The organism is Cupriavidus taiwanensis LMG 19424 (assembly GCF_000069785.1).
GTDB lineage: Bacteria > Pseudomonadota > Gammaproteobacteria > Burkholderiales > Burkholderiaceae > Cupriavidus > Cupriavidus taiwanensis.
Map to the genome: position 1 here is coordinate 325,138 of NC_010528.1, position 26,732 is coordinate 351,869.

27 protein-coding genes are annotated in these 26,732 nt (G+C 68.0%); 12 read left to right on the forward strand and 15 right to left on the reverse strand.

Annotated elements, in window-relative coordinates:
• The first annotated feature begins 6 nt into the window (after positions 1-6).
• Positions 7-1,182 (forward strand): A/G-specific adenine glycosylase, encoded by a 1,176-nt coding sequence (gene mutY, locus RALTA_RS01580; protein ID WP_012351660.1) that lies wholly within the window; start codon positions 7-9, stop codon positions 1,180-1,182.
• Positions 1,183-1,224: 42 nt separating this feature from the next.
• Here the strand turns inward: mutY and RALTA_RS01585 are convergent, their stop codons facing one another.
• The 11 genes from RALTA_RS01585 to RALTA_RS01635 form a co-directional block, all read right to left on the reverse strand.
• Positions 1,225-1,884 (reverse strand): LON peptidase substrate-binding domain-containing protein, encoded by a 660-nt coding sequence (locus RALTA_RS01585; RefSeq protein ID WP_012351661.1) that lies wholly within the window; start codon positions 1,882-1,884, stop codon positions 1,225-1,227.
• Between the two features lie 92 nt (positions 1,885-1,976).
• A complete protein-coding gene (gene rapZ, locus RALTA_RS01590) occupies positions 1,977-2,852 on the reverse strand; it encodes an RNase adapter RapZ (protein WP_012351662.1) in 876 nt (291 codons plus the stop codon).
• A 111-nt stretch (positions 2,853-2,963) separates the two neighbouring features.
• A complete protein-coding gene (locus RALTA_RS01595; RefSeq protein WP_012351663.1) occupies positions 2,964-3,356 on the reverse strand; it encodes a PsiF family protein in 393 nt (130 codons plus the stop codon).
• Between the two features lie 171 nt (positions 3,357-3,527).
• Positions 3,528-4,499 carry an HPr(Ser) kinase/phosphatase gene (hprK, locus tag RALTA_RS01600; RefSeq protein ID WP_012351664.1) on the reverse strand — a complete coding sequence of 324 codons (972 nt, stop codon included), beginning with the start codon at positions 4,497-4,499 and terminating at the stop codon, positions 3,528-3,530.
• Between the two features lie 81 nt (positions 4,500-4,580).
• On the reverse strand, positions 4,581-5,036 hold the full coding sequence (ptsN, locus tag RALTA_RS01605; RefSeq protein WP_010814385.1) for a PTS IIA-like nitrogen regulatory protein PtsN: 456 nt from the start codon (positions 5,034-5,036) through the stop codon (positions 4,581-4,583).
• 351 nt (positions 5,037-5,387) lie between these two features.
• Entirely contained in the window at positions 5,388-5,738 is a 351-nt protein-coding gene (hpf, locus tag RALTA_RS01610) for a ribosome hibernation-promoting factor, HPF/YfiA family (protein WP_010814386.1), read from the reverse strand.
• A 48-nt stretch (positions 5,739-5,786) separates the two neighbouring features.
• The gene (locus RALTA_RS01615; RefSeq protein ID WP_012351665.1) at positions 5,787-7,265 is read right to left on the reverse strand and encodes an RNA polymerase factor sigma-54; all 1,479 of its coding nucleotides are present in this window, start codon (positions 7,263-7,265) and stop codon (positions 5,787-5,789) included.
• A 125-nt stretch (positions 7,266-7,390) separates the two neighbouring features.
• Entirely contained in the window at positions 7,391-8,191 is an 801-nt protein-coding gene (lptB, locus tag RALTA_RS01620) for an LPS export ABC transporter ATP-binding protein (protein WP_012351666.1), read from the reverse strand.
• Between the two features lie 8 nt (positions 8,192-8,199).
• Positions 8,200-8,844, reverse strand: coding sequence for a lipopolysaccharide transport periplasmic protein LptA (lptA, locus tag RALTA_RS01625; RefSeq protein WP_012351667.1), 645 nt, complete (start codon positions 8,842-8,844; stop codon positions 8,200-8,202).
• A gap of 119 nt (positions 8,845-8,963) precedes the next feature.
• On the reverse strand, positions 8,964-9,593 hold the full coding sequence (gene lptC, locus RALTA_RS01630) for an LPS export ABC transporter periplasmic protein LptC (protein WP_012351668.1): 630 nt from the start codon (positions 9,591-9,593) through the stop codon (positions 8,964-8,966).
• Positions 9,594-9,657: 64 nt separating this feature from the next.
• Entirely contained in the window at positions 9,658-10,641 is a 984-nt protein-coding gene (locus RALTA_RS01635; protein WP_041232257.1) for a KpsF/GutQ family sugar-phosphate isomerase, read from the reverse strand.
• Here RALTA_RS01635 and RALTA_RS30600 point away from each other — a divergent pair.
• Together RALTA_RS30600 and RALTA_RS01640 are read left to right on the forward strand one after the other, a co-directional pair.
• Positions 10,528-10,785, forward strand: coding sequence for a hypothetical protein (locus RALTA_RS30600; RefSeq protein ID WP_162098831.1), 258 nt, complete (start codon positions 10,528-10,530; stop codon positions 10,783-10,785). The two genes, RALTA_RS01635 and RALTA_RS30600, sit on opposite strands and share 114 nt — an antisense overlap.
• Positions 10,785-12,764, forward strand: a complete 1,980-nt coding sequence (locus tag RALTA_RS01640) for a cation:proton antiporter domain-containing protein (RefSeq protein ID WP_012351670.1) — start codon at positions 10,785-10,787, stop codon at positions 12,762-12,764. Before RALTA_RS30600 ends, RALTA_RS01640 begins: the two co-directional genes overlap by 1 nt.
• 47 nt (positions 12,765-12,811) lie before the next feature.
• On the opposite strand, the gene RALTA_RS01645 is transcribed toward RALTA_RS01640, so the two are convergent.
• Together RALTA_RS01645 and RALTA_RS01650 are read right to left on the reverse strand one after the other, a co-directional pair.
• Positions 12,812-13,186: a ribbon-helix-helix domain-containing protein gene (locus tag RALTA_RS01645; RefSeq protein ID WP_012351671.1), complete on the reverse strand. Its 375-nt coding sequence runs from the start codon at positions 13,184-13,186 to the stop codon at positions 12,812-12,814.
• 99 nt (positions 13,187-13,285) lie between these two features.
• Positions 13,286-13,864: a DJ-1/PfpI family protein gene (locus RALTA_RS01650; protein WP_012351672.1), complete on the reverse strand. Its 579-nt coding sequence runs from the start codon at positions 13,862-13,864 to the stop codon at positions 13,286-13,288.
• Positions 13,865-14,058: 194 nt separating this feature from the next.
• On the opposite strand from RALTA_RS01650, the gene RALTA_RS01655 reads away from it, so the two are divergent.
• The 3 genes from RALTA_RS01655 to RALTA_RS01665 all read left to right on the forward strand — a co-directional run bounded on the left by RALTA_RS01655 (position 14,059) and on the right by RALTA_RS01665 (position 17,145).
• Positions 14,059-14,631 carry an adenine phosphoribosyltransferase gene (locus tag RALTA_RS01655; protein WP_012351673.1) on the forward strand — a complete coding sequence of 191 codons (573 nt, stop codon included), beginning with the start codon at positions 14,059-14,061 and terminating at the stop codon, positions 14,629-14,631.
• Positions 14,632-14,671: 40 nt separating this feature from the next.
• Positions 14,672-15,283, forward strand: coding sequence for a LysE family translocator (locus tag RALTA_RS01660; RefSeq protein WP_012351674.1), 612 nt, complete (start codon positions 14,672-14,674; stop codon positions 15,281-15,283).
• 182 nt (positions 15,284-15,465) lie between these two features.
• A complete protein-coding gene (locus RALTA_RS01665; RefSeq protein WP_012351675.1) occupies positions 15,466-17,145 on the forward strand; it encodes a Na/Pi cotransporter family protein in 1,680 nt (559 codons plus the stop codon).
• 9 nt (positions 17,146-17,154) lie between these two features.
• On the opposite strand, the gene RALTA_RS01670 is transcribed toward RALTA_RS01665, so the two are convergent.
• On the reverse strand, positions 17,155-17,640 hold the full coding sequence (locus RALTA_RS01670) for an adenosine-specific kinase (protein WP_012351676.1): 486 nt from the start codon (positions 17,638-17,640) through the stop codon (positions 17,155-17,157).
• 115 nt (positions 17,641-17,755) lie between these two features.
• Here RALTA_RS01670 and RALTA_RS01675 point away from each other — a divergent pair, with 115 nt between their 5' ends.
• Positions 17,756-18,349 carry a histidine phosphatase family protein gene (locus tag RALTA_RS01675; protein ID WP_012351677.1) on the forward strand — a complete coding sequence of 198 codons (594 nt, stop codon included), beginning with the start codon at positions 17,756-17,758 and terminating at the stop codon, positions 18,347-18,349.
• A 27-nt stretch (positions 18,350-18,376) separates the two neighbouring features.
• On the opposite strand, the gene uvrA is transcribed toward RALTA_RS01675, so the two are convergent.
• Complete coding sequence (gene uvrA / locus RALTA_RS01680) at positions 18,377-21,241, reverse strand: excinuclease ABC subunit UvrA (protein WP_012351678.1); 2,865 nt, start codon at positions 21,239-21,241, stop codon at positions 18,377-18,379.
• A gap of 228 nt (positions 21,242-21,469) precedes the next feature.
• Here uvrA and RALTA_RS01685 point away from each other — a divergent pair, with 228 nt between their 5' ends.
• The 5 genes from RALTA_RS01685 (at position 21,470) to RALTA_RS01705 (ending at position 26,724) form a co-directional block, all read left to right on the forward strand.
• On the forward strand, positions 21,470-22,720 hold the full coding sequence (locus tag RALTA_RS01685) for an MFS transporter (RefSeq protein WP_012351679.1): 1,251 nt from the start codon (positions 21,470-21,472) through the stop codon (positions 22,718-22,720).
• A gap of 202 nt (positions 22,721-22,922) precedes the next feature.
• Positions 22,923-23,459: a single-stranded DNA-binding protein gene (locus tag RALTA_RS01690; protein WP_012351680.1), complete on the forward strand. Its 537-nt coding sequence runs from the start codon at positions 22,923-22,925 to the stop codon at positions 23,457-23,459.
• Between the two features lie 263 nt (positions 23,460-23,722).
• Positions 23,723-24,769, forward strand: coding sequence for a porin (locus RALTA_RS01695; protein ID WP_012351681.1), 1,047 nt, complete (start codon positions 23,723-23,725; stop codon positions 24,767-24,769).
• A 36-nt stretch (positions 24,770-24,805) separates the two neighbouring features.
• Positions 24,806-25,777, forward strand: a complete 972-nt coding sequence (locus RALTA_RS01700; RefSeq protein WP_012351682.1) for a Bug family tripartite tricarboxylate transporter substrate binding protein — start codon at positions 24,806-24,808, stop codon at positions 25,775-25,777.
• Entirely contained in the window at positions 25,774-26,724 is a 951-nt protein-coding gene (locus RALTA_RS01705; RefSeq protein ID WP_012351683.1) for a BMP family ABC transporter substrate-binding protein, read from the forward strand. Before RALTA_RS01700 ends, RALTA_RS01705 begins: the two co-directional genes overlap by 4 nt.
• The last annotated feature ends 8 nt before the right edge of the window (positions 26,725-26,732 follow it).

Sequence of the window (26,732 nt, forward strand, 5' to 3'; positions counted from 1 at the left end):
ACACCGATGTCCCGCAAACCAGCCCCCCGTACCGCTCCCGCCCTGCCTGACGATCTCTGCGTGCCGCCTGATTTCGGCGCGCGCGTGGTCGACTGGCAGCGCCGGTACGGCCGGCACGACCTGCCGTGGCAGAACACCCGCGATCCGTACCGCATCTGGCTGTCCGAGATCATGCTGCAGCAGACCCAGGTCAGCGCGGTGATCGACTATTTCCAGCGCTTCGTGGCGCAGCTGCCCACGGTGCAGGCCCTCGCGGCGGCGCCTGCCGACCAGGTGATGGCGCTGTGGGCGGGGCTGGGCTATTACTCGCGCGCGCGCAACCTGCACCGCTGCGCCATGCAAGTGGTCAGCGAGCATGGCGGACGCTTCCCTACCGATCCCGCGGTGCTGGTCACGTTGCCGGGCATCGGCCGCTCCACCGCGGCGGCCATTGCCGCATTCAGCGCGGGCGTGCGTGTGCCGATCCTGGATGGCAACGTCAAGCGCGTGTTCGCGCGCTGCTTCGGCATCCATGGCCACCCCGGCGAGCGCGCGGTGGAGACGCGCATGTGGCAGCTGGCGGAACTGGCCTTGCCGGCGCCCGGCCCGCGCGAGAGCGAGGACATGGTTGCCTATACGCAGGGGCTGATGGACCTGGGCGCGACGGTGTGCTCACGCGGCAAGCCCGCCTGCCTGGCCGATGCCGCCGCGTGCCCGCTGTCCGCCGATTGCGTGGCGCGCCGCGACGGCCTGACCGGCGTGCTGCCCGCGCCCAGGCCGCGTGCGGCGATCCCGGAGCGCAGCACGGTGATGCTGCTGGTGCGGCGCGAGCGCGAAGTACTGCTGCGCCTGCGTCCCGACAGCGGCATCTGGGGCGGCCTGTGGAGCCTGCCTGAGATGCCGGTCGAGACCGTGCCCTTCGACGCGGAAGACGCCGAGGCCTGGGCGCTCGACTACGCGCGCGCTTTCGGCACGCCCGCGCGCGCCGTGCTGGCCGGCGAACTGACCCATGTGTTCACGCATTTCCGCCTGCTGATCCGCGCGATCCGGGTCGACCTCGCGGCGCAGGCCAACGTGCTGCAGCAGGACGGCGCGGCGCCGGCCGGGCAGCGCTGGCTGTCGCTCGACGATCTCGACGCGCTGGGTACGCCCGCGCCGGTGCGCCGGCTGCTGGAAGACCAGGCGCGGGTGGGCTTGTTCTGAACTGAAGCGCGTGCAGGACGACAGCGCGGGACAACAGGGCGCCTACAGCATGTGGTTCTGCCGCATGTAGCGGTGCACGATCTCGATGCGCATGCCCGCGTCGGGCAGGGCCATCAGCATCTGCTTGGCCTTGAGCGGCACCGGCAGCAGTTCGCATAGCCGGTTGGCGACCCAGCTCGGGTCGTCCCACAGGTAGGGCTCGTCGAAGGGCAGGCGGTCGGGCTGCTCGGCGTGCAGCCGCGTGACGATGCGGCGCAGCGCGTCCAGGCATTCGCCCAGCAGTTCGAGCTTGCAGTCGATGATGTCGGGAGGAAGCACCTCGGCCCGTGCCACCAGCAGGCCGTCGTCGCGGGTCTCGTGGCCGAGGATATGGAAGCGGTCGCGGCCGCGCGCGCGGATCAGCAGCACGCCCAGCTGTTCCATGTTGCAGTCGACGATCTCGGCCAGGCAGCCGACCAGCTCCGGCACGGTAGGCTGGTTGGGCCGGGCGACCTCGTCGCCACTGGCAATCAGGCAGACGCCGAACGGTGCGCTGTCGCGCAGGCAGTTGCGCACCATGTCGACATAGCGCGCCTCGAACACGCGCAACGGCAGCCGTCCACCGGGAAACAGCACCGTGTGCAGGGGGAACAGCGGCAGGTTATCGAGCGTCCGTGGCGGATCTGCGGAACCGGTGGGACGGTAGAGGTCGGTCGAGGACATGCGGTGCAGGCTTGGGGGTCGCGCAGCATTGGGCCGCCAGGCCGACGCCGCGCTCAGATGCCCTGTGCAGCCCGGGGGCCATGCCGCGTGCGTCAGCCCGCCGGTGCGAGCTCTCGGTGTCTGACCAGCACATTACCATGTGCCCGGAAATAGTTGGCGAGCCTTTCGGCAATATAGACCGAGCGATGCTGGCCGCCGGTGCAGCCGATCGCCACGGTCAGGTAGCTGCGGTTGTCGGCAATGAAGCTTGGCAGCCACTTTTCCACATAGGCGCGGATATCCTCGGCCATCGCCAGCACCATCGGCTGCCCCTGCAGGAAGTCGATCACCGGCGTGTCGCGGCCGGTCAGCGGCCGCAGCGCCAGGTCATAGTACGGGTTGGGCAGCGAGCGCACGTCGAACACCATGTCGGCGTCGCTGGGCACGCCATGCTTGAAGCCGAACGACTCGAACAGCAACGTCAGGCGCTGGCTGTCGTCGCGGATCAGCTCCTTGATCCAGCTGCGCAGCGTATTGGTGCGCACATTGCTGGTATCGATCCGGTGCGCGGCTTCGGCAAGCGGGCTCAGCAGCGAGCGCTCCATCTCGATCGCTTCCATCAGCGCCGTGTCGTTGAAGGCGCCGCCGCCGGCCGCGCCGTCGGTGCGTGCCGACAGCGGATGGCGGCGGCGCGTCTCGGAATAGCGCTGCACCAGGGCGTCGGTGCTGGCGGTCAGGAAAATGACCTCGACCTGGTGTTCGGCGGCCAGCGCGCGCACGGTGTCGGGCAGCTGGTCGAGCGACTCGCGGCTGCGGATGTCGGTCGCCACGCCCAGGTGCGTGTAGCCCTGAGCGTCGAGGTAGCGGGTCAGTTCAGGGATGAACTGCGCCGGCAGGTTGTCCACGCAGTAATAGCCTGCATCTTCGAGGACGTTCAGTGCGACGGACTTGCCGGAACCGGATATGCCGGTGATGAGGATGATGCGCATAGCAACTGAAGCATAGCATCAGGTGCCGGCTGCGTCATGACAGCTGTTTGACACACCCAAAATGAAAATGGCGAACCTCGCGGTTCGCCATGCTGCGGTGCCAGGGGGCGCTCAGGCTGCCTTCGACAGGCATTCCTTCATGTGGGCCTTGTATTCGTCGCCCTTCTTGCCCTTGCCCGACTTGCTGCAGGACGCCATCTTTTCCTGCTGGGTCTTGGACACGCCGGACTTCGACAGGCATTCCTTCATGAACGCCTTGCGTTCGTCGCCCTTTTTGCCGGAGGCTTGCGCGTTGCAGGCCTTCATCTTGTCTTGCTGGGTGTTGGCAGCGGGTTTGTCAGGGCTGGCCGGGGTAGCAGGGGTGGCGGGCACGGCCGGGGTGGCCGGGGCTGCTGCCGATGGCTTGGCCGGGGTGGCTGGCGTGGCCGGCGTGGCGGTCTGCGCAAAGGCGCTGGCGGCGAACAACGGGGTAACCAGCGCGCACACTGCAATCAGGCTCTTCATGCTTGCTCTCCTCGGGGGTGGAAAACCTTGTCGCCGCGCGCCTGGGTCGGCGTTGCGGCTGCCGTAACGGACGTGATGCCCATTACAGCACAAAACGAAGCATGCCCGAGAAACGTTGACGGGAGCTCGCTACGCCGTTGTAAGCAATTGAAAGCCGCGGCGCAGGACCGGCTACAGCAGCCGCCCCTGACCGCGCGAGACGGCGTCGGCCTGCATCGCGGCGCGCTGGCGGTCCATGAAGTCGCGCAGGGTGTCGATGCCGCGCAGGCGCAGGATGGTGTTGCGCACGGCCGCCTCGACCAGCACCGCAAGGTTGCGGCCGGCCGCCACCTGGATCTTGACCATGTGGATCGGCAGCCCCAGCACGTCCAGATACTGCGAGTCCAGCGGCAGGCGCTCGAACTCGCCGTCGTTGCGCCGCACCAGCTGCACCACCAGCTTGATCTTCATCTTCCGCCGCACCGCGGTCTCGCCGAAGATGGTCTTGATATCGAGCAGCCCCAGGCCGCGCACTTCCAGCAGGTTCTGCAGCAGCGGCGGGCAGCGTCCTTCGATGAAATCCGGGCCCAGCCGGACGAAATCGACGGCGTCGTCGGCCACCAGTCCGTGGCCGCGCGAGATCAGCTCCAGGCCAAGTTCGCTCTTGCCCAGGCCCGATTCGCCCATGATCAGCACGCCCATGCCCAGGATGTCGAGAAACACGCCGTGCATGGTGACGCGCGGCGCCGAGATGCGCGACAGGTACAGGCGCAGGTGGTCGATCACCGCGGCGGACGACACCGGCGTGGTGAACAGCGGCGTCGACGAGCGCGTGCAGCGCAGTTCGAGGTCCGGCGGCGGCTCCATGCCGTCGGCGATTACCAGGAACGGCGGCTCCAGCAGGATCAGCTCGCCCATCTGGCGCTTGCGGGTCTCGTCGTCCAGGCGCTGGTAGTACGTGATCTCGGGCTTGCCGAGTACCTGGATCCGGTTGGGGTGGATCAGGTTGAGGTGGCCCACCAGGTCTGCGGCGGAGGTCGCTTCGCGGGCGAATTCGACGTCAAAGGCGCGATCGGCGCCCTCCAGGCCGGCGACCCACGAGAGTTTCAGGTCGGCTGCGTTGTCGTCGAAGATTGACTGGGAGGTGACGCCGGTGAGTTCCATGCGGGTTGACTGGTAAGGCGGTTTGCCAAGCGCGTGGCGCCTGCCCGGTCTGGTGCCGGACCGCTCTGGGGAATCAGGGGATCAGGGATGCCATGCGATCAGCAATTGATGCACGGCATCGGGCGTGGGCAAGGTCGCCAGGCCCTCGCGCATGTCGCGATCCGACAGCAGTTGCGCGATCTCGGACAGGATCTCCAGGTGCTGCTGGGTGGCCTGTTCCGGCACCAGCAGGAAGATCAGCAGCGACACCGGCTTGCCATCCGGCGATTCGAACGGAATCGGCTCGGCCAGGCGCATGAAGGCAGCCAGGGGTTGCTTGAGGCCCTTGATGCGCCCGTGCGGGATCGCCACGCCGGCACCCAGCCCGGTCGAGCCCAGCGACTCGCGCGCGAACAGGTTGTCGGTCACGATGGCGCGCGCCACGCCATGGTTGTTCTCGAAGAGGAGCCCGGCCTGCTCGAACACACGCTTCTTGCTGGTGACGCTGACGTCGAGGGTGATGTTGCCGGGTGGCAGCAATTTGGCCAAACGATTCATGGGCGATGCGCAGGATTTCAGTTAGCGGGCGGATCGATCCGCCGGGCAGCGGCTGGTTCCCTGACCACTGCGGGCGCGGGGGAGACGCCCGGCCCATTATAGAGCAGCGGCTACCCGAGCCTTGTGCGGTGCAGCGCGGGCAGGCGCGGCCACGATTTCTCTCTCTTTGTATGGCGCAGCATACACCTTGGCGCTGCGCTTGCGAACACTTCGGGCCGCCCCACGTGTACAGCGTTGGCTCGGCTGCCACAGCCCGAGCCGGCGCCAGGGCGCAAAAAAGCCGCGCTTCACGGCGCGGCTTGCCTGTGGAATCTGGTTCAGCAGCCTTCTGCGAGGCCGCCGGGCATAGGTTTATTGCTGCATCTGCGCTGCGGCCATCTGGTACTTGACCGCTTCACGGTCGTGGCCTTGCACGCGATCCTTGTAGCGAATCACCTGACGGTCCAGCTTGTCGACGAGTGCGTCGATCGCCGCATACAGGTCTTCGTGATGCGCCTCGACAAAGATGTCCTTGCCCTTGAGATGTAGATTGATTTCCGCGTACTGGCGCCGGTCCTTTTCCTTGTGATTGTCGACAGAGAGCAGCACGCTAACGCCAATGACTTGATCGAAATGCCTGACGATTCGCTCCAGCTTCGTTTCCACGTACTCACGCAGAGGGGGCGTGATGTCCAGGTGGTGTCCACTGATCTTGAAGTTCATAGCGCTTCTCCTTCTGAAAGAGCCTCACCAGGCAGGCGGTGGGCTCGGCTACAAAGACTTGCGGAGATTCACTGCGGGGATCTTCAGGGCTTCGCGATATTTGGCAACGGTGCGGCGTGCGACAACGAAGCCTTGCTCACCCAGCAGTTCGGCGATGCGACTGTCGGAAAGGGGATTCCTCGGGTCTTCGGCTCCTATCAGTTGCTTGATCAAGGCGCGGATGGCCGTTGATGAAGCCGCGCCACCGGTTTCGGTGGACACGTGGCTGCCGAAGAAGTACTTCAGTTCGAAAGTACCCATCGGCGTGGCCATGTATTTATTGGTCGTCACCCGGGAGATGGTTGACTCGTGTAAACCCAGTGTATCGGCAATCTCCCGCAAAACCAAGGGGCGCATGGCGATTTCACCGTGGGTGAAAAAGTTCTTTTGACGCTCGACAATGGCTTGCGAGACACGCAGGATCGTGTCGAACCTTTGCTGGATGTTCTTGATCAGCCAGCGCGCCTCCTGCAGCTTCTGCTGCAGCCCGGCGGTGCCGGTCTCGCCCTTGGCGCCGCGCAAAATCTGCGCATACATGTCGTTAATGCGCAGCCTTGGCATCACATCCGGATTGAGCTGCGCGATCCAGCCGCCGCCGCTCTTGCGCACGAATACGTCCGGCACGACGAAATCGGCTTCGGGCCGGCTGTACGCGTGGCCCGGGTAGGGGGCCAGCGAGCGGATCAGGTCATGGGCGGCCTTCAGCGCGACCTCATCGACCTGCAAGGCCTTTTTCAGCCGCGTGTAGTCGCGTACCGCAAGCAGTTCGAGGTGATGGGTGACGATGGTCAGCGCCAGCTCGCGCTGCGGGTGCGTCAGGCGGCGCAATTGCAGGGCCAGGCATTCGGCCGCATTGCGCGCACCGACGCCGGGCGGGTCGAAGCTCTGCAGCAGCGTCAGGATGGCGTGGACTTCGTCGGGGTCGAATTCGAGCTCTTCCGGCAGTTCCGCGCAGATCTCTTCCAGCGAGGCGCTCAGGTAGCCGTCGTCATCGAGGGACTCGATCAGGAAGATGGCGAGACCCTTGTCCCGCGCCGAGATCTTCAGCGGCGTGAGCTGCTCCATCAGGTATTCGCGCAGCGTGGGCTCGGCATCGCGCAGCTGCATCGGCGTCTTTTCGTCTTCGTCGCCTTGCGGGCGGCGGGCAAAGTCGTCAAGGCTCCAATCGCCGTTGCTGTAGTCGTCGCCGCTGCTGTTGTCGCCGTAGCTGTCTTCCGCGGCGCCGTCGGCGTGCGCATCGCCGTTGCCCTGGGGCTCGGCGGGCGCGGGCGCGGGAGCGCTCTGGACGTTGACCGAGCCGTCAGCCGCCACCCGCAGCGGGCTTTCGATCCAGTCGTTTTCCCGCTCGAGCAGCGGGTTTTCCGTCAGCGCCTGTTCGACTTCCTGCTGCAGTTCCAGCGTGGAAAGCTGCAGCAGCCGGATCGACTGTTGCAGCTGGGGGGTCAGTGCCAGGTGCTGGGAGAGGCGGAGCTGTAGCGACGGTTTCATGCGACCTATTTTATGCGCATCTTTCCGATGTTGGAACGGAAATTGCTATCGCTGAAGCGCTCTGATCGCCGCTGGCTCTTCACCGCCATGCAGCCATGGGCCGCCCGCGCATGGCGCCCGCCTTGTTACATGCGGAAATTCTCGCCCAGATAGACCCGCCGCACGGCGTCGTTGGCAATGATGTCTTCGGGCTGCCCCGCGGCCAGCACCGTGCCTTCGCTGATGATGTAGGCGTGGTCGCAGATGCCCAGCGTCTCGCGCACGTTGTGGTCGGTGATCAGCACGCCGATATTGCGCGCCTTGAGGAAGCTGACGATACGCTGGATCTCGCCCACGGCGATGGGGTCGACGCCGGCGAACGGTTCGTCCAGCAGGATAAAGCGCGGCGATGACGCCAGCGCGCGTGCGATTTCCACGCGGCGACGCTCGCCGCCTGACAGCGACAGCGCCGGGTTGTTGCGCAGGTGCGCGATCTGCAGGTCGTCGAGCAGGGCGTCCAGGCGGCGCTCGATCTCGGCCCTGGCCAGCGGCTTGCCCTTGTCCAGCTGCAGTTCCAGCACCGCGCGGATGTTTTCCTCGACGTTGAGCTTGCGGAACACCGAGGCTTCCTGCGGCAGGTACGACAGCCCCATGCGCGCGCGCTCGTGGATCGGCAGGCCGCTGATGTGGTCGCCGTCGAGCACGATGTCGCCCTCGTCCAGCGCCACCAGGCCGACGATCATGTAGAACGACGTGGTCTTGCCCGCGCCGTTCGGCCCGAGCAGCCCGACCACCTCGCCGCTCTTCACGTCGAGCGAGACGTCCTTGACCACCGTGCGCGAGCCATAGCGCTTCTTCAGGTGGCGCACGACCAGCGTGCTGCCGCCGGGCAGGACGGCGTTGGCTTCGACGACAGGCTTGTCGGCAATGGTGGCGGTATCGGTCATGGGTACGGTCAGGGTTTGTTGGCGGGCGCGGGCGCGGGCTTCAGGTCCAGCGGCGAGCCGCCCGCGGTGCCGGACTTCTGGTCCTGGCGCGGCGACAGCACCGCGCGCACCCGGCCGGACGGGTTGGCCGCCGCGGCATCGCCGCTGCCGCCGCCGGCAGCGGTGTAGAGTTCCTTGCGGCTGTCGTAGGTCAGCACCGCGCCGCGGATCTCGTCGAGCAGCTTGGCGCCTTGCAGCCGCGCCATGCGGGCATTGCCGATCAGCTTGGAGAACTCCTGCTTGCCGTCGTATTCGATGCGGTCGCCCCAGCCGTCGATATATTCGTCGACGCCTTCGCGCTTCTGGCGGATATAGGCCTGCCGGCCCGGCTTCGAGGTGGCCACGGCGAACTGGTAGCCCTCCGGGTCGGTGCGCAGCTCGGCGGCGTCGGACTTCAGGATCATGGTGCCCTTGGTCAGCACGACGTTGCCGGTCAGCGTATAGATCTGCTTGACGTCGTCATAGCTGGCGTTGTCCGCCTCGAGCACCATCGGCTTGTCGCGGTCCGCCCGCTCGGCAAGGGCAGGCTGGCCCAGCAGGCCGAAGGCCATGGCCAGCGCGAGCAGGGCCGGGGCGGTGCGTCGACGGGACGAAGTCGTCAGGGAAGCGGTCATGTTGGCAGGGTTGCTTGAGGGCGTCGGGATGCGTGATGGTGCGGTTGGCGCGGACACCGGCGCGCGCGCTGCGGGCCGCGCGGGCGGGCGCCGCGTGCGCGGGCTGCGCCGGACCGGGTTCAGGACCCCGGCGCGCGGCCGGGGGACGGCCCGGTAATGATGGTGCCGCGTACATTGCCGAGCAATTGTACTTCGCGGGTGACGTTGTTGAAGATCAGGCCGTTGGCGGTCATGACCGACGGGCCGCGTGTCAGCTTGACCGGCTTGTCGGTCTTGACGATGTCGTCATTGACCAGCAGCTGGAAATAGCTCGACGCCGCGGTCAGCTGCGGATCCTTGGACGGATCCGCGCCCTGCTGTCGCAGCACGTAGCCATTGCCGTACAGGTCGATCACCGTGCCTTCGGCGTTCATGCGGCCGATGTCGGCACGCGCGGTCACCGGCGGGCGGTCCGGTTCATAGGCGCGCATGGCGGGGCGCGTGACCTCGTAGGTCTGGTCGTCCTCGAAATGGATCATGCGCTCGCCGGTGAAGCGGATCTTGGTGCTGCCGTCGGGCGCCAGCTCGGTGGCCGAGAAGCGGTCCATGAAGTAATCGGGCTCGTGCTTCTTGGCGGTCTGCGCGGCCTGGTCTTCCCTGGGGGAGTTGATCTGGACCAGCCAGAACGTGCTGCCCGCCACGATGGCCATCAGCAGCAGCGGCAGCAGCCGCATGACGATGCCGCTGAGGGAGGCGAGGAGTGCCTGCATGTTGTCCTTGGCGTTGTGCCCGGTGTGGGTTTCGTGCCGATGGCGACGTCGGTGGCGCGCCCGCTCAGATGACCTTGGCGCGGGTCAGGTCGTGGATATGCAGCGCGCCGGCCAGGCGCCCGTCGTCGTCCACCACCAGCAGCTGGTTGATGCGGTTGGCTTCCATCACCTGCACGGCTTCCACTGCCAGCTGGTCCTGGTTGACCACGTGGGGGTTGCGGTGCATGACCTCGCCGATCGGCACGGTCTTCCAGTCGCGCGGGGTTTCCAGCAGGCGGCGCAGGTCGCCGTCGGTGAACACGCCGATGGCGCGTCCGTCGGGATCCACCACCGCGGTCATGGCCATGCCCTTGCGGGTGATTTCCATCAGCGCCTGGGCCAGCGGCGTGCTTTCGCGAACCTCGGGCACGGCGTTGCCGGTGCGCATCACGTCGCGCACATGGGTCAGCAGCTTGCGCCCGAGCGCGCCGCCGGGGTGCGAGCGGGCGAAGTCTTCCTCGCCGAAGCCGCGCGCATCGAGCACCGCCACCGCCAGCGCGTCGCCCAGCGCCAGCGCGGCGGTGGTGCTGGCCGTCGGCGCAAGGTTCAGCGGGCAGGCTTCTTTCTCGACCGCCGCGTCCAGGTGGACGTCGGCCAGCTTGGCGAGGTTGGAGTCCGGATTGCCGGTGACCGAGATCAGGCGCGCGCCGATGCGCTTGACGATCGGGATGATCGACAGCAGCTCGCCGGTCTCGCCGGAATTGGAGAAGGCGATCAGCACGTCGTCGCGCGTGACCATGCCGAGGTCGCCATGGCTGGCTTCGGCGGGGTGCACGAAGAACGCGGGGGTGCCGGTCGAGGCCAGCGTGGCCGCGACCTTGCGCCCGATATGGCCGGACTTGCCGATGCCCGAAACGACCACGCGCCCGGTGCATTGCAGGATCAGCTGCACGGCATGGGCAAAGTCGCCGTTCAGGCGGCCGGAAAGTGCGGAAACCGCATCGGCTTCGGTCTGGAGCGTGTCGCGGGCGAGCCGGAGTGCTCGATCCGCATCGAAATTAGCTATCATGGCGACGAAGTATACCAACGAATGCGACCGCACCTGGGCCGGCCCATGACGCGCGTCGTGCTCGCCCGTGCTCGCCGTATTTGCGCCGGCAGGGTGCCCGTGCCGGGTCGGCCGCGCGCCTCGCCGGTCACCCTGACCGCCTGATGCATTCTCCGCTGGAACTGACCCTGGTGCTGCTGGCCGCCGCCGTGTTCGGCGTGGTCGGGTTCCGCATGCTGCAGCTGCCGCCGATGCTGGGCTACCTGGCCGTCGGCATCCTGATCGGGCCGCATGCGCTCGGGCTGGCCAGCGACACCGCGCAGACCAAGTACCTGGCCGAATTCGGCGTGGTCTTCCTGATGTTCTCGATCGGGCTGGAATTCAGCCTGGCCAAGCTGCGCGCGATGAAGCGGCTGGTGTTCGGCCTGGGCGGCTCGCAGGTGGTGCTGTCGATGCTGGCGGTAGTGCCGGCCAGCTGGGCCTTTAACTGGCTGTTCCCGTTGTCGTGGCAGGCCTCGGTGGCGCTGGGCGGGGCCCTGGCGATGTCCTCCACCGCCATTGTGTCCAAGATGCTGTCGGAGCGCATGGAGCTGGAAAGCGAGCACGGGCGCAACATCATCAGCATCCTGCTGTTCCAGGACCTGGCGGTGGTGCCGCTGCTGATCGTGATCCCGGCGCTGTCGCGCGATCCGGGTGACCTGATGATGGCGCTCGGCCTGGCCACGCTCAAGATCGTGGTAGCGCTGGGTGTCATCTTCTTCCTGGGCCAGCGCCTGATGAGCCGCTGGTTCCATGTGGTGGCGGCGCGCCGCTCGCAGGAACTGTTCATGCTGAACCTGCTGCTGGTCACGCTGGGCATGGCGGCGCTGACCGAGCGGCTGGGCCTGTCGATGGCGCTGGGCGCCTTCATGGCGGGCATGCTGATCTCGGAGACGCCCTACCGCCACCAGGTGGAAGAAGACATCAAGCCGTTCCGCGACGTGCTGCTGGGGCTGTTCTTTGTCACCATCGGCATGCTGCTCAATATCCGCGTGGTGCTGGACCATCTCTGGCTGGTGCTGGCGCTGCTGGTGGTGCCGGTGCTGTTCAAGCTGGTGCTGATCGCGGCGCTGGCGCGCGTGTTCGGCTCGCGCCAGGGCGTGGCCATCCGCACCGGGCTGGGGCTGGCGCAGGCGGGCGAGTTCGGCTTCGTGCTGCTCAACCAGATCGACGGGCTGAACCTGGTCGACCCGGTGCTGATCCAGGTGATCCTGGCGTCGATGCTGCTGTCGATGCTGGCGGCGCCATTCCTGATCCAGTACAGCGACGCCATCGTGCTGCGCTTCGCCGCCAACGAATGGCTGATGCAGTCGCTGAACATGACCCGCATCGCCGCGCAAAGCCTGCAGACCGAGAAGCACGCCATCATCTGCGGCTTCGGCCGCAGCGGGCAGAACCTGGCGCACATGCTGGAGCGCGAGGGCATCAACTACGTGGCGCTGGACCTGGACCCGGACCGCGTGCGCGAGGCCGCCGCGGCCGGCGACACCGTGGTCTATGGCGACGCCGGCCGGCGCGAGGCGCTGATCGCCGCCGGCATCCACCGCGCCGCCGCCCTGATCGTTACCTATGCCAACACCCCGTCGGCGCTGAAGGTGCTGCACCATGTGCAGGAGCTGGCGCCGGCGCTGCCGGTGATCGTGCGCACGGTCGACGATTCCGAACTGGACACGCTGCAGAAGGCCGGCGCCACCGAGGTGGTGCCGGAGATCATCGAGGGCAGCCTGATGCTGGCCTCGCACGCGCTGGTGCTGCTGGGGGTGCCGATGCGGCGCGTGGTGCGCGGCGTGCAGCAGGCGCGCGACGCGCGCTACAGCCTGCTGCGCGGCTATTTCCACGGGCGCGACGACGAAGAGGACATGGTCGAGCGCGACTCGGTGCGGCTGCACTCGGTGTCGCTCGGGCCGCAATCCACCGCGGTGGGCAGGCGCCTGGGCGTGCTGGGGCTGGAGCGCATCGGGGTCGAGGTGACCGCGGTGCGCCGGCGCGGCATCCGCGCCTTCGACCCGCAGCCCGAGACCGTGCTGGAGCCCGGCGATATCGTCGTGCTGCGCGGCCCGCCCGAGGCGCTGGAGGCCGCGGAGACGCGCATCCTGAACGGCTGAGCACTCAAACGCGAGGGGGCGCGCCGCCGCCCCGGGGGGCACGGCGTTCAGTGCGGCCGCGGCTCGACCCAGGATTCCGGCAGGTTGTCGAGCACCGCGCGCGCATCCAGCGAGCGGATTGGCACGTCGCGATCGGCAGGGATGCGGCCCTCGCCCTGCAGCATCAGGTAGCGCAGGCAGCACACCCGCAGGAACGACGAGAAATTGCCGGCCACGGCTTCGCTGCCGCGGTGTTCGGTCAGTTCGTCGTGCAGCCGCGTGATCAACTGGTTGACGGTCATGCCGTCGCGCTGCGCCAGTTCTTCGAGCACTTCCCAGAACAGGCTTTCCAGCCGGATGCTGGTGGCTGCGCCATGCAGGCGCAGCGAGCGCGACTGGCTCTGGTAAGACGCCGGATTGGCGCGGATAAAGATCTCACACATCAAGGGCTCCCTGGCGGGCGGCGCGGCCGGCGGGACGTGCATGGCCCGCCGGGTCGGCAAGCCATGCATCGCGCGTGGGGGCGCCGCGTGCGGAAAGCACTAATGTACGACCCGCGTGCCCAGCACCGCAAGAAACTGCGCCAGCCAGGCCGGGTGCGCGGGCCAGGCCGGGGCGGTGACGAGGTTGCCATCGGTGTGGGCCTGGTCGACCGGGATCTCGGCATAGGTGCCGCCAGCCAGCTTCACCTCCGGCGCGCAGGCCGGGTAGGCCGAGCAGGTCTTGCCTTCCAGCACGCCGGCGGCGGCCAGCAGCTGGGCGCCGTGGCACACCGCGGCAATCGGCTTGCCGGCCTGGGCGAAGTGCCGCACGATCTCCAGCACACGCGCGTTCAGGCGCAGGTATTCGGGGGCGCGCCCGCCGGGGATGACCAGCGCGTCGTAGCTGGCCGGATCGATCTCGGCAAAGGTGGCGTTGAGGGTGAAGTTGTGGCCGCGCTTCTCGCTGTAGGTCTGGTCGCCCTCGAAATCGTGGATCGCGGTGGCGCACGCGTCGCCCGCCCGCTTGTCGGGGCACACCGCGTGGACGGCGTGGCCGACCATCTGCAGCGCCTGGAATGGCACCATGGTTTCGTAGTCCTCGGCGTAGTCGCCCACCAGCATCAGAATCTTTTTCGCCATCGTGGTCTCCTGTATGGTTACGGGTGTCCGGCGGGTGCCGGACGCGGCAGGCCGGCGCGGCAGCCCGTGCGGCCGGCAGGGCCATTGTGCTGGGCGTCCCGGTGGCGCGGGTGGTAACTGGCTACCGCGCCCGCCGCATGCCGCTGCCACCGCTTTCTGACCGGCGCGCCGCGCGCCCATCTCCCCTAACCGCCATGGCAGATTCCATCATCCAGTCCCCCGACCTCGGCGACGTCACCGGCTACCTGCGCGAGCGCATCCGGACCGTGCCGGACTGGCCCCAGCCCGGGGTGATGTTTCGCGACATCACGCCGCTGCTGCAGGATCCCAAGACCCTGCGCGTGCTGATCGACGTCTTCGTGCACCGCTATATGGACGCGCAGCTGGACCTGGTCGCCGGCATCGACGCGCGCGGCTTTATTCTGGGCGCGATCGTGGCGTACGAGCTGAACCTGGGCTTCGTGCCGATCCGCAAGAAGGGCAAGCTGCCGTTCCAGACCGTGGCCGAGGAATACGAGCTCGAATACGGCAGCGCCACCGTCGAGATCCACGCCGACGCCTGCAAGACCGGCGACCGCGTGCTGCTGGTCGACGACCTGATCGCCACCGGCGGCACCATGATGGCCGGGCGCAAGCTGCTCGAGCGCCTGGGCGCGACGGTGGTGGAGGGCGCCGCCATCGTCGACCTGCCCGAGCTGGGCGGATCGAAGCTGCTGCATGGCGCAGGGCTGCCGCTGTTTACCGTGTGCAAGTTCGAGGGGCACTGAGCGATGCGGGCCACCACGGAGATCCACCAAAGGAGGGTGCATGCCTGACCTGCTGCTGTTCTTGCTGACCTCGGTCGCCGTGACCGTGGCCCCGGGGCCCGACAACCTGCAGGTGCTGGCGCGCGGCATGGCGCAGGGGCGGCGCGCCGGGCTGGTGGCGGCGCTGGGCTTTTCGGTCGGATGCCTGTTCCATACCGTGATTGCCGCGGTCGGGCTGGCCGCGGTGCTGCGTTCTTCGCCGCTGGCCTTCCAACTGATCAAGTACGCCGGCGCGGCCTATCTGATCTGGATCGGCATCCAGGCGCTGCGTGCGAAGGGCGGGCTGGCGCAGGGCGGCGCGGTCGAGGCCGTGCCGCTCGCGCGCGTATTCCGCCAGAGCGTGCTGGGCAACATGCTGAACCCCAAGGTGACGCTGTTCTTCCTGGTGTTCCTGCCTCAGTTCGTGCGGGCCGATGCGGCCCATCCGGGCTTGCAGTTCCTGCTGCTGGGCGTGGTCTTCATGCTGCAGACCGCGGTGGTGTTCTCGCTGTTCGGCCTGTGCGCGGGCTGGCTGGGCGCCTGGCTGCGCCGCCGGCCGGCCACCGGGCGCTGGCTGGACCGTGCCGCCGGGGCCATCTTTGTCGGGCTCGGGATCAAGGTGGCGCTGCCCTGATCCGGGCCGATGGCAAGCCGGCGACCTGTGCGGCCGCATGGCGGTGTTGTCCGCCGCCCGCAGCGCGAGCCCATGCCGTTGCCGGTACCGGGGGCCGGGCGCATAATGAGCCCTTGACAACGACATGATGACCGGGCGGAGCCTCCATTCAGTATTCGGCACCGGTCACGCAAAGGCGCACCATGGGCGTACTCCTTCACCTGTTATCGGGCGTTGCCCTGCTCGTCTGGGGCACCAACATCGTCAAGGTCGGCATCCTGCGCGTCTACGGCGCCAACTTGCGCCATGTGCTGTCGACAAGCGTCTCCAACCGCTTCACCGCCTTCCTTGCCGGCCTGGGCGTCACCGGTCTGGTCCAGAGCAGCAACGCCACCGCGGTCATCGTCAGTTCCTTCGTCGGCCAGGGCCTGATCGCCGTGGCGCCGGCACTGGCGATCATGCTGGGCGCCAACGTGGGCACCGCGCTGATGGTGCAGGTGTTCTCGCTGGACCTGTCGTGGCTGTCGCCGCTGCTGATCTTCGTCGGCGTGATCTGCCACCTGACCTGGAAGGGCAGCAAGCCCGGCCACGTCGGCCGCGTACTGATCGGCCTGGGCCTGATCACGCTGGCGCTGGAACTGATCTCGATCGCGACCCGCCCGGTGGTGCAGGCCGCCGGCGTCAAGGTGCTGTTTGCCTCGCTGACCGGCGATGCGGGGCTGGACATGCTGGTCGGCGCGTTCCTGACCATCCTGTGCTATTCGAGCCTGGCGGTGGTGCTGTTCTGCGGCGCGCTGGCCTCCGCCGGCGTGGTGTCGATCCACGTGGCGCTGGCGCTGGTGCTGGGGGCCAACCTGGGCTCGGGCGTCTCGGCGCTGCTGACAACCTCGGGCAACAACCAGCCGGGCAAGCGCGTGACGCTGGGCAACCTGCTGTCGCGCCTGCTGGGCTGCCTGATCGCGCTGCCGCTGCTGGGCCAGGCCGAGGAACTGCTTGCGCTGGTCGACCATGAGCCGCAACGGCTGATCGTCAATTTCCACCTGCTGTTCAACGTCGCGCTGGCGGTGCTGCTGCTCGGCGCCACGGCGCCGCTGGCGCGCCTGTGCGAAAAGGTGCTGCCCGGGCGCAATACCGGCGACAGCCAGGTCACGCCGCGCCATCTGGACCCGGCCGCGCTATCGACGCCCACGCTGGCGCTGTCCAATGCCGCGCGCGAGGTGCTGCGCATCGGCGACCGCGTCGAGCAGATGCTCGACAACATGCTGCGCGTGATGCGCACCAACGATGCCAAGCTGGCCACGGCGACCTGCCGCATCGACAACGAGGTCGACGACCTCTACACCGCGATCAAGCTCTACCTGACCCGCATCAGCCTGGAAGCGCTGGACGAGCGCGACGGCCAGCGCTGGACCGAGATCATCTCGCTGACCATCAACCTGGAGCATGCCGGCGATATCATCGAGCGCATCCTGCTCGATACCAAGGACAAGAAGATCGCCCACAACCTGATGTTCTCCGAGGCCGGCATGCAGGAGATCGCCGAGATGCACGCGCGCCTGGTCGCCAACCTGCGGCTGGGTTTGTCGGTCTTTCTCAACGGCGACCTCAAGAGCGCACAGGCGCTGATGGCGGAGAAGGCCAACTTCCGCGAGCTGGAGCGCAAGTACGCGCGCACCCATCTGCAGCGCGTGGCAGTGCAGACCGCGGAAAGCGTCGAGACCAGCTCGCTGCACCTGGACGTGATCAGCGAGCTGAAGCGGCTGAATTCGCTGTTCTGCGCGACGGCCTATCCGGTGCTGGAGCAGGCCGGCGTACTGAACCGCAGCCGGATGAAGGAAGACGATGTGGCGCCGGTCACCAGCGTGCAGGCGGCGCAGCACTGAGCGGCACGGCTACAGCTTGTAGCCGAACTTGCGCAGCAGCGCCTTGCGCTCGGCCACATCCGCCTCGGTCTCGATCCCCAGCGGCGAGGCGCCGTCGATCACACCCACCACGCCGCGCCCGGCATCGGTCTGCGCGACAATCACCTGCGTCGGGTTGGCGGTCGCGCAGTAGATCCGGCACACCTCCGGCACCGCGCGCACCGCGCCCAGCACGTTCACCGGGAAGAAGCCGTCGCCCAGGAAGATCAGGAAGCTGTGCCCCGCGCCGATGGCGCGTGCATTCTCGCAGGCCATGTCGATCAGTGGCTCGTCGGTGCCCGACCAGCGCACCAGGCGCTTGCCCGACGCTTCGCAGAACGCCAGCCCGAAGCGGATGCCGGGCACCGTGCCGACCAGCGCCTCATGCAGGTCTTCAACGGTCTTGATGAAATGCGACTGGCCAAAGATGAAGTTGGTGGCTTCCGGCTTGGTGACCGGTACGACCGTCAGTTCCATGGCGTAGCTCCCGTGGCGATGTGTGTCGCCGTCCGCTTCATGGTAGGGCGCGAGGTAGCGAAAGCAAGCCGGCACCTGCTATACCGGACGAGTTGGCCCACCACCGGAGCCGCACATGCCCGCCTTTTTCAGATGGCTTGCCGTGCTTGCCATCGCCCCGACGCTTGCCGCCGCACAGGTCGCTCCGGCATCACAGCACGAGGTCGCGCTGACCGAACTGCGGCACCCCAATGTCGTGGTGGTATTGCGCCATGCCAGCGCGCCGGGCGTGGGCGATCCGCCGGGGTTCCGGCTGGCGGATTGCGCCACCCAGCGGAACCTCGACGCACGCGGGCGCGAGCAGGCGGCGCGGCTGGGCGCGAGCTGGAAGGCGGCCGGCTTCCGGCCGACGCAGGTGTGGAGCAGCGCCTGGTGCCGCTGCCAGGACACGGCGCGGCTGATCGGGCTGGGACCGGTGCAGGTGCAGCCGCTGCTCAATTCATTCTTCGGCGGGGATGCGCAGCGCCGCGACGCGCAGGTCGCGCAGCTGTCGCGGCTGATCGACGGTCTAGACCCGCGTGGCGGTCCCTACCTGATGGTCACGCACCAGGTGGTGATCACCGCGCTGACCGGGCACGGTGCCGACAGCGGTGGCGGCGTGGTCATCGAGTTGCCGCACGGTGGTGCGGCGCGGCGCACGCGGGTGTTGCCGGCGGCCGGGCTGGACTGAGCCGCGGCCCGGCGGGCAGTGCGCGCGTTACGCGCGCTTGAGCAGCGGCGCCAGATACTTGCCCGTAAAGCTCGCCTTGCTCTTCGCCACCGCCTCCGGCGTGCCGCGCGCGATGACCTGGCCGCCGCCGGCGCCGCCTTCGGGCCCCATGTCGATCAGCCAGTCGGCGGTCTTGATGACGTCCAGGTTGTGCTCGATGATGACGACGGTATTGCCCTGGTCGCGCAGCTTGTGGATGACCTTGAGCAGCAGCTCGATGTCGTGGAAGTGCAGGCCCGTGGTGGGCTCGTCCAGGATATAGAGCGTGCGCCCGGTGTCGCGCTTGGACAGCTCCAGCGACAGCTTGACGCGCTGCGCCTCGCCGCCCGACAGCGTGGTCGCCGACTGTCCCAGCCGGATATAGCCCAGGCCCACGTCGAGCAGCGTCTGCAGCTTGCGCCGTACCACGGGCACCGCGCTGAAGAACTCGTGCGCCTGCTCGACGGTCAGGTCGAGCACCTCGGAGATGTTCTTGCCCTTGTACAGCACCTCCAGCGTCTCGCGGTTGTAGCGCTTGCCGTGGCAGACGTCGCAGGGCACGTACACGTCGGGCAGGAAGTGCATCTCGACCTTGAGCACGCCGTCGCCCTGGCATGACTCGCAGCGCCCGCCCTTGACGTTGAACGAGAAGCGGCCCGGGTCGTAGCCGCGTTCCTTGGCCGACGGCACGCCGGCGAACAGTTCGCGGATCGGCGTGAACAGGCCGGTGTAGGTGGCCGGATTCGAGCGCGGGGTGCGGCCGATCGGGCTCTGGTCGACGTTGATGACCTTGTCGAAATGCTCCAGCCCCTCGATGCGGTCGTGCTGTGCGGGCTCCGGAGTCGAGCCGTACAGGTGGCGCGCCACCGCGTGGTAAAGCGTGTCGTTGATCAGCGTCGACTTGCCCGAGCCGGACACGCCGGTGATGCAGGTCAGCAGGCCCACCGGCACTTCGGCGGTGACGTTGCGCAGGTTGTTGCCGCTGGCATTGACGATGCGCAGCAGCCGCTCGTCGTCGGGCGCGGTGCGCTGCTTCGGCACTTCGATGCGGCGCTGGCCGGACAGGTATTGCCCGGTCAGTGAAGCCGGCGACGCCTCGATCTGCCGCGGCGTGCCCTCGGCCACGATCATGCCGCCGTGCACGCCCGCGCCCGGGCCGATATCGACCACGTAGTCGCACGCGCGGATCATGTCCTCGTCATGCTCGACCACCAGCACCGAGTTGCCGATGTCGCGCAGGTGCTTGAGCGTGCCGATCAGCCGGTCGTTGTCGCGCTGGTGCAGGCCGATCGAGGGCTCGTCCAGCACGTACATCACGCCGGTCAGGCCCGAGCCGATCTGCGACGCCAGCCGGATGCGCTGGGCCTCGCCGCCCGACAGCGTATCGGCGCTGCGCTCCAGCGACAGGTAGTCCAGCCCCACGTTGTTGAGGAAGTTCAGCCGCGCGGTAATCTCCTTGACGATCTTGTCGGCGATCTCGCGCTTGGCGCCGTGCATGTCCAGCGTCAGGAAGTAAGTCAGCGCATCGCGCAGCGGCCAGCCGTTGATCTCGAAGATCGCACGCGCCTGCTCGCCCTCGCCCAGCTTGACGTGGCGGGCCTCGGTGCGCAGCCGCGTGCCGTGGCAGGCCGGGCAGGGCTGGTTGTTCTGGTACTTGGCCAGTTCCTCGCGCACGGCAACGGAATCGGTCTCGCGGTAGCGGCGTTCCAGGTTGGGAATGATCCCTTCGAACACATGCTCGCGCACCGTGGCGCGGCCGCGCTCGTTGATATAGGTGAACGGGATTTCCTGCTCGCCCGAGCCGTGCAGCACCACCTGCTGCACCGTTTCGGGCAGGTCCTCGAACGCGGTGTCGGTGTCGAAGTCGTAGTACGCCGCCAGGCTTTGCAGCATCTGGAAGTAGAACTGGTTGCGGCGGTCCCAGCCCTTGATTGCGCCCGACGCCAGAGACAGGTTGGGAAACGCCACCACCCGCTTGGGATCGAAGAACGTGATCTGGCCCAGTCCGTCGCAGCTTGGGCAAGCGCCCATCGGGTTGTTGAACGAGAACAGCCGCGGCTCCAGCTCCTGCAGCGAATACGAGCAGATCGGGCAGGCAAAGCGCGAGCTGAAGGTGTGCTCCTTGCCGCTGTCCATCTCCAGCGCCAGCGCGCGGCCATCGGCCAGGCGCAGCGCGGTTTCGAACGATTCGGCCAGGCGCTGCTTGATGTCGGCGCGCACCTTCACGCGGTCGACCACCACGTCGATGCTGTGCTTCTCGGTCTTCTTCAGCTTGGGCAGCTGGTCGACCTCGTAGACCTTGGCCTCGGCCTCGTGCGCGGTGCCGCCGCCCGAGCGGATGCGGAAACGCACGAAGCCTTGCGCCTGCATGCTGTCGAACAGGTCCGAGTGCTCGCCCTTGCGGTCGACCACCACCGGCGCCAGGATCATCAGCCTGGTGTCTTCCGGCAGCGCCAGCGCCGCGTCCACCATCTGCGACACGCTCTGCGCCTGCAGCGGCAGGTTGTGGTCGGGGCAGTAGGGGGTGCCGGCGCGCGCGTACAGCAGGCGCAGGTAGTCGTGGATCTCGGTGACGGTGCCGACGGTGGAGCGCGGGTTGTGGCTGGTGGCCTTCTGCTCGATCGAGATCGCCGGCGACAGCCCCTCGATCAGGTCGACGTCCGGCTTTTCCATCAGCTGCAGGAACTGCCGGGCGTAGGCGGAGAGCGACTCGACGTAGCGGCGCTGGCCCTCGGCATAGAGCGTGTCGAAGGCCAGCGAGGACTTGCCCGAGCCGGACAGCCCTGTAATCACGATCAGCCGATTGCGCGGCAGGTCGAGATTGATGTTCTTGAGGTTGTGGGTACGCGCCCCACGGATCTTGATTTCTTCCATATGCCGAAAAGTCGTCGCCAGGCAGGCCGCCCCGGCCGGAATGCGCGCCCGGGCGCACCTCCTGGGGGTTACCGGCATGGCCAGGTGACCCGGGAAGCGCGAAGGAGCAAACCTGTTAATATACCCAACTTCGGTTTCCGGGGTTGTCCGGCCACCAGCGGACCCAGGACCCTTGCCGCCCCGGCGGCAATCAGCGCGACCCCGAATCCACACGATCCCACGATCGCAATGCCGTCGATCCCTTCTTCTTCCCCGGAAACGGGTGCCGCCGACGCATCCCAGGCCCCCGCGCGCGAACGCATGACGCGCGCCGAACTGCGTGCCGCGGTCTCGCTGGCCAGCATCTTTGCGCTGCGCATGCTGGGCCTGTTCCTGATCCTGCCGGTCTTCGCCGAATACGCGCGGACCCTGGCCGATGGGCAGGACGCCCAGCGCGTGGGCCTGGCCATGGGCATCTACGGCCTGATGCAGGCCTTCCTTCATATCCCGCTGGGCTGGCTGTCCGACCGCGTCGGGCGCAAGCCGGTGATGGTCGGCGGCCTGCTGCTGTTTATCGCGGGCGGCCTGGTCGCCGCGTTTTCCGACACGCTGTCCGGCATCATCGCCGGGCGCGCGTTGCAGGGCATGGGCGCGATCTCGGCCGCCATCACCGCCTGCATCGCCGACCTGACCCGCGAGCGCCATCGCACCAAGGCCATGGCGATGGTGGGCGGCAGCATCGGGCTGACCTTTGCGCTGTCGCTGGTGATTGCCTCGCCGCTGCTGCACAGCATCGGCATGTCCGGCATTTTCGGGCTGATGTCGGTGCTGGGGCTGGTCGCCATCGGCGTGACCGTGTTCCTGGTACCGACCCCGCCGCCGCCACACCCGGTGCGGCTGCCGTTCCGCAAGGTACTGCTCAATGGCGACCTGGCGCGGCTGAACGTCGGCGTGCTGGCGCTGCACGCGTCGCAGGTGGCGATGTTCATGGTGGTGCCGGCGATGCTGGCCGATGCCGGCATGCCGCTGGACCAGCACTGGAAGGTCTACCTGCCGGTGGTGCTGGTGTCCTTCGTGCTGATGCTCGGGCCGATGATGGCGGCCGAGCGCTACGGGCGCGTGCGCCCGGTGCTGCTGGGCGCGGTCGCGCTGATGACCGCGGTGCAGCTGCTGTTCGCCGCGGTGCACGGGCTGTGGGCGATCGTCGGCGTCTTGCTGCTGTTCTTCGTTGCCTTCAATGTGCTCGAAGCAATGCAGCCGTCGCTGGTGTCACGCTACGCCGCGGCCGCGCGCGGCGCGGCGCTCGGCGTCTACAACACCACGCAGGCCCTGGGCCTGTTCCTGGGCGGTGCCGCCGGCGGCTGGCTGCTCGAGCACGAGGGCCGCAGCGCCGTGTTCGTGGGCTGCGCGGCGGTGCTGTTGCTGTGGCTTATAATCGCCTGGAGCATGAAGGCGCCGCCGGCGCGCGGACAGGAAGCCGTACCGGCCACCGCGGCCTGAGCCGGCGCCGGTTTCGCATCATTTCGTAAAGCATTCGGGCCGGAAAGAGGCCTAGCATCATCGCGCCACCCGGCATTCTGGCGGGGGCGCGATGTTCGTTTACGTCGCGGCACGATCGCGTCAAACTACACCCGCTTTACTTTCATCGTCATCGTATTGCCACGCTTTTCAACACCGCGCGTGGCTTTTGGAGAACATTCACATGGCATCGGTCAACAAAGTCATTCTCGTCGGCAACCTCGGCGCAGACCCGGAAACGCGCTACATGCCCAGCGGCGACGCCGTCACCAACCTGCGCCTGGCGACCACCGACCGCTACAAGGACAAGCAGTCCGGCGAGATGAAGGAAGCCACCGAATGGCACCGCGTGGCGATGTTCGGCAAGCTGGCAGAGATTGCTGCCCAGTACCTGCGCAAGGGTTCGTCGGTCTATATCGAGGGCCGCATCCGCACCCGCAAGTGGCAGGACCAGTCCGGCCAGGACAAGTACTCCACCGAGATCGTTGCCGATCAGATGCAGATGCTGGGTTCGCGCCAGGGCGGCGGCGGCGGCGGTGGCGATGAAGGCGGCTACGGCGGCGGCGGCGGCGGCGGTTACAGCCGCGAGTCGTCGGGCGGCGGCTATGGCGGCGGCCGTGGTGCCCAGGGCGGCGGCGGCCAGCAGGGCGGCGCGGCACGCCGTCCGCAGCAGCCGGCCTCGAATGGCTTCGAGGATATGGACGACGATATTCCGTTCTGAGTATCGCGACATTAGCTCGCCAGCATTGCCATCGAACCCCCGCGCTGCGGGGGTTCTGCTTTTTGGAGCCGACGCATGCAAGCGTGCCATGCGGCCAGCTTCATTCAGGTCCGTCTCGCTGCGCTGAACCCACACAAACCGCATGACCTCATGCGCACACATTCGTATGCGCTGCATCGGGCAAGCCCTATATTTTGCGTTCTTATTTTGTATGCAAAATGGAGGTGCCCGTGAGGGTGTGGAATGCAGGACGCGGCTACGCCATGCCCGTGGCAATGGCCGGCATGGTGGCAGGCATGGCTTGCGGGGTCACCGGTCCGGTGCGCGCACAGCCGGCGGCGTCGGTTTCGGTCTATGGACTGATCGACACCATGGTGCGGTACTCGGACAATAACCGCGGGGACGAGCGCCTGGCCGAACTGAGCGAGGGCTACTTCAGCGGCTCGCGCTGGGGCATGCGCGGCACCGAGGCGCTGGGCGGGGGATGGGCGGCGCTGTTCACCCTGGAAAGCGGCTTCGATCTTGCCAGCGGCAACTCGCTGCAGGGGACGGCGATCTCCAACTACGGACAAGTCGGCACGCAGGGCGCGGGCCGCTTGTTCGGCCGGCAGTCGTACCTGGGCGTCGAGCACCAGGCGTGGGGCAAGCTGACCTTCGGCCGCCAGTTCACCACAGCCTACGATGCCACATTCCGCTTCCAGCCCTATGGCCATCCCAACCTGGATGCGGTGGCCATCCTGAACGGCTACACCGGTCCGCGGCAGGACAACATGGTCAAGTACGCGGGCAGGCTGGGCGCGTTGTCGGCGGCCGCGCACTACACCTTCGGCGAAGCGCCTGGTGACGCGAGGGCCGGCAGCAGCCGGGGCCTGGCGCTGGCCTGGACCACGGCGCGGATCGACGTCGGGGCGCTGCTGCAGCGTACCGATGCGCTGCCGACCGCGGAGGCGCGCACGATCTGGGGCATCGGCGGCAGCAGCCAGCTTGGCCGCGTCAAGCTGGCGCTGGGGTACCTGGATCATCGCTACCGCCTCGCCCCGACCCGCAACCATGTGCTGACCGGCGGCGCCACCCTGCAGGCGACGCCCGCGCTGGCGCTGTCGCTCGCCGCGGGCTATGACCGGCAGACCGCGGCCAGCGGCCATCGGCTGATGCTGACCGGCGTGGCCGAGTACGCGCTGTCCCGGCGCACCAGCGTCTACGCCGAAGCCGACTTCAACCGCATCAGCGGGGCCTATGCCTTGCCCGCCTTCATGGGCGTGCGCGGCAACAAGTTCGGCGGCGGTGTCGGCCTGCGCCATCGCTTGTAAGACGGAGGGCGCATCGTGGTTTCCAGAAGACAATGCATGGCACGCCTGCTGGCACTGCCCGCGCTCCCTGCGCTGGCCGCGATGCCGGCGCAGGCGGAGCGCGGCGCGGCATGGCCGCGGCATCCGGTGCGGCTGGTGGTGACGTTCCCGCCCGGCGGGTCCAGCGACATCGTCGCGCGCCTGCTGGCGCCGCTGCTGCAGGAGCGGCTGGGACAGCCGTTCGTGACGGACAACCGCCCGGGAGCGGGGTCCACCATCGGTGCCGCGGCCGTCGCCGCCGCGCCGAACGATGGCTACACGCTGCTGATGTCGAACTCGGCGGCGCTGAGCATCTCGCCGTTCCTGCTCAGGCGGCCCAGCTACGATCCCGTGCACAGCTTTACCCACGTGCATTACATCGGCGCGGTGCCGATGGTGTTCGCGGTGCACCCCTCGGTTCCCGCGCGCAGCCTGGCGGAACTGGCAGCGTGGATCCGCGCGCAGCGCGATCCGGTGCCGTTCGGCAGCGGCGGCGCGGCGTCGGTGGCGCATATCGTCGGTGAACTGTTCGCGCAACAGGCGGGGCTGAAGCTGACCCATGTGCCCTACAAGGGCGCGGGGCCCATGCGCACCGACCTGCTCGGCGGGCAGATCCCGTTCGCGGTGGATGCGTTGCCGCAGAACCTGCCGTTCCTGCAATCCGGCGACCTGCGCCTGCTCGCAGTGACCTCGGCCCGGCGGGTGCCGCAGGCGCCGCGGCTGCCCACCGTGGGGCAAGCGGGCTATCCCGGCCTGGTGGCCGAAAACTTTGTCGGCGTCTCGGCGCCGGCCAATCTTCCCGAGGACATCGTGCAACGCTTGCATCAGTCACTGCAGGGCATCCTGCAACAACCCGCCGTGCGCGGCCACCTGGAGGCCCAGGGCTTCGTGCTGGCCGAGCGCCGGCCCGAGGCCTTCGCCGCCTATGTGCGGCAGCAGGTGCAGGCATGGGGGCCGGTAGTTGCGGCCACCGGGGCGACGCTGTCATGAGCGCGCGCATCCAGGTGGTGCTGTTCGGGCCGGAGGGACGCGGCAGCTTCAACGAAGCCGGACATGCCGGCGCCGTGCGGGCGCGGGACGCCGGCCATGACGTGGCCGTGGCATGGATTGCCGACCCGGACCCGCAGGCGCGCGCCGCGGCCCTGCTGGCATTGTGCGAAAGCGAACCGGACCTGGTCGTGGCCCACGGCGGCCAGGGCGACTATCCGGTTGCCGTGGCCGCGGCGCGCCATCCGCTGCGCCGCTTCGTGGTCACGCAAGGCAGCGTGCTGTGCGCCAACACCGCGAGCTACGCCGTGCTGCAGGAACAGTCCGCGTTCCTTGCCGGCGTGCTGGCCGCGACGGATTCACGCACCGGGGTGGTGGCGCACCTGTCCGGCGAGAAGGTGCGTCCCGGCCTGAAGGGCCGCGCGGCGTTCCTCCATGGCGTGCGCAGCACCATGCCAGGTGCGACGGCGCTGACCACCTTCTGCGGCAACCAGCATGATCCCGAACTCGCCAGCCGCGCGGTCACCGCGCAGGCCCGGGCGGGTGCCGATATCGTCTTTGCGATGATCGACGGCGGCCGCGACGGCGCCATCGCCGCCTGCCGTGCCAGCGGCATCCGCCAGATCGGCAACGTGCTGGACTGGACGCGCCGGCATCCGGAGGTGTTCCTGGCTTCGGCCGTGGCCGATAGCGGCTTGTGCGTCGAGCACGCGATCGCGGATTTTGCGCGTGACCGGATCGCATGGGGGGCGGCGCGCGAGTTCGGACTCGAGACGCCGGCCGCGGTGCGGCTGGCGCTGGGCCGCGATGTCAGCCAGGCCGCGCGCGTGGCGCTCGACCACTGGAGCCAGCGGCTGCTCGACGGCAGCGTGGCCGTGGAAGAAGACTATGCCGGCCCCGAGTTCGAGACCGGCACGCCAGCGTCCGCCCAGGCATCGCAGTACCGGTAGGCCGCCGC

Coding starts and splice junctions, on each gene's coding strand:
- mutY (WP_012351660.1), top strand. CDS start 7: ATGTCCCGCAAACCAGCCCCCCGTACCGCTCCCGCCCTGCCTGACGAT.
- RALTA_RS01585 (WP_012351661.1), bottom strand. CDS start 1,884: ATGTCCTCGACCGACCTCTACCGTCCCACCGGTTCCGCAGATCCGCCA.
- rapZ (WP_012351662.1), bottom strand. CDS start 2,852: ATGCGCATCATCCTCATCACCGGCATATCCGGTTCCGGCAAGTCCGTC.
- RALTA_RS01595 (WP_012351663.1), bottom strand. CDS start 3,356: ATGAAGAGCCTGATTGCAGTGTGCGCGCTGGTTACCCCGTTGTTCGCC.
- hprK (WP_012351664.1), bottom strand. CDS start 4,499: ATGGAACTCACCGGCGTCACCTCCCAGTCAATCTTCGACGACAACGCA.
- ptsN (WP_010814385.1), bottom strand. CDS start 5,036: ATGAATCGTTTGGCCAAATTGCTGCCACCCGGCAACATCACCCTCGAC.
- hpf (WP_010814386.1), bottom strand. CDS start 5,738: ATGAACTTCAAGATCAGTGGACACCACCTGGACATCACGCCCCCTCTG.
- RALTA_RS01615 (WP_012351665.1), bottom strand. CDS start 7,265: ATGAAACCGTCGCTACAGCTCCGCCTCTCCCAGCACCTGGCACTGACC.
- lptB (WP_012351666.1), bottom strand. CDS start 8,191: ATGACCGATACCGCCACCATTGCCGACAAGCCTGTCGTCGAAGCCAAC.
- lptA (WP_012351667.1), bottom strand. CDS start 8,844: ATGACCGCTTCCCTGACGACTTCGTCCCGTCGACGCACCGCCCCGGCC.
- lptC (WP_012351668.1), bottom strand. CDS start 9,593: ATGCAGGCACTCCTCGCCTCCCTCAGCGGCATCGTCATGCGGCTGCTG.
- RALTA_RS30600 (WP_162098831.1), top strand. CDS start 10,528: ATGGGCAAAGTCGCCGTTCAGGCGGCCGGAAAGTGCGGAAACCGCATC.
- RALTA_RS01635 (WP_041232257.1), bottom strand. CDS start 10,641: ATGATAGCTAATTTCGATGCGGATCGAGCACTCCGGCTCGCCCGCGAC.
- RALTA_RS01640 (WP_012351670.1), top strand. CDS start 10,785: ATGCATTCTCCGCTGGAACTGACCCTGGTGCTGCTGGCCGCCGCCGTG.
- RALTA_RS01645 (WP_012351671.1), bottom strand. CDS start 13,186: ATGTGTGAGATCTTTATCCGCGCCAATCCGGCGTCTTACCAGAGCCAG.
- RALTA_RS01650 (WP_012351672.1), bottom strand. CDS start 13,864: ATGGCGAAAAAGATTCTGATGCTGGTGGGCGACTACGCCGAGGACTAC.
- RALTA_RS01655 (WP_012351673.1), top strand. CDS start 14,059: ATGGCAGATTCCATCATCCAGTCCCCCGACCTCGGCGACGTCACCGGC.
- RALTA_RS01660 (WP_012351674.1), top strand. CDS start 14,672: ATGCCTGACCTGCTGCTGTTCTTGCTGACCTCGGTCGCCGTGACCGTG.
- RALTA_RS01665 (WP_012351675.1), top strand. CDS start 15,466: ATGGGCGTACTCCTTCACCTGTTATCGGGCGTTGCCCTGCTCGTCTGG.
- RALTA_RS01670 (WP_012351676.1), bottom strand. CDS start 17,640: ATGGAACTGACGGTCGTACCGGTCACCAAGCCGGAAGCCACCAACTTC.
- RALTA_RS01675 (WP_012351677.1), top strand. CDS start 17,756: ATGCCCGCCTTTTTCAGATGGCTTGCCGTGCTTGCCATCGCCCCGACG.
- uvrA (WP_012351678.1), bottom strand. CDS start 21,241: ATGGAAGAAATCAAGATCCGTGGGGCGCGTACCCACAACCTCAAGAAC.
- RALTA_RS01685 (WP_012351679.1), top strand. CDS start 21,470: ATGCCGTCGATCCCTTCTTCTTCCCCGGAAACGGGTGCCGCCGACGCA.
- RALTA_RS01690 (WP_012351680.1), top strand. CDS start 22,923: ATGGCATCGGTCAACAAAGTCATTCTCGTCGGCAACCTCGGCGCAGAC.
- RALTA_RS01695 (WP_012351681.1), top strand. CDS start 23,723: ATGCCCGTGGCAATGGCCGGCATGGTGGCAGGCATGGCTTGCGGGGTC.
- RALTA_RS01700 (WP_012351682.1), top strand. CDS start 24,806: ATGGCACGCCTGCTGGCACTGCCCGCGCTCCCTGCGCTGGCCGCGATG.
- RALTA_RS01705 (WP_012351683.1), top strand. CDS start 25,774: ATGAGCGCGCGCATCCAGGTGGTGCTGTTCGGGCCGGAGGGACGCGGC.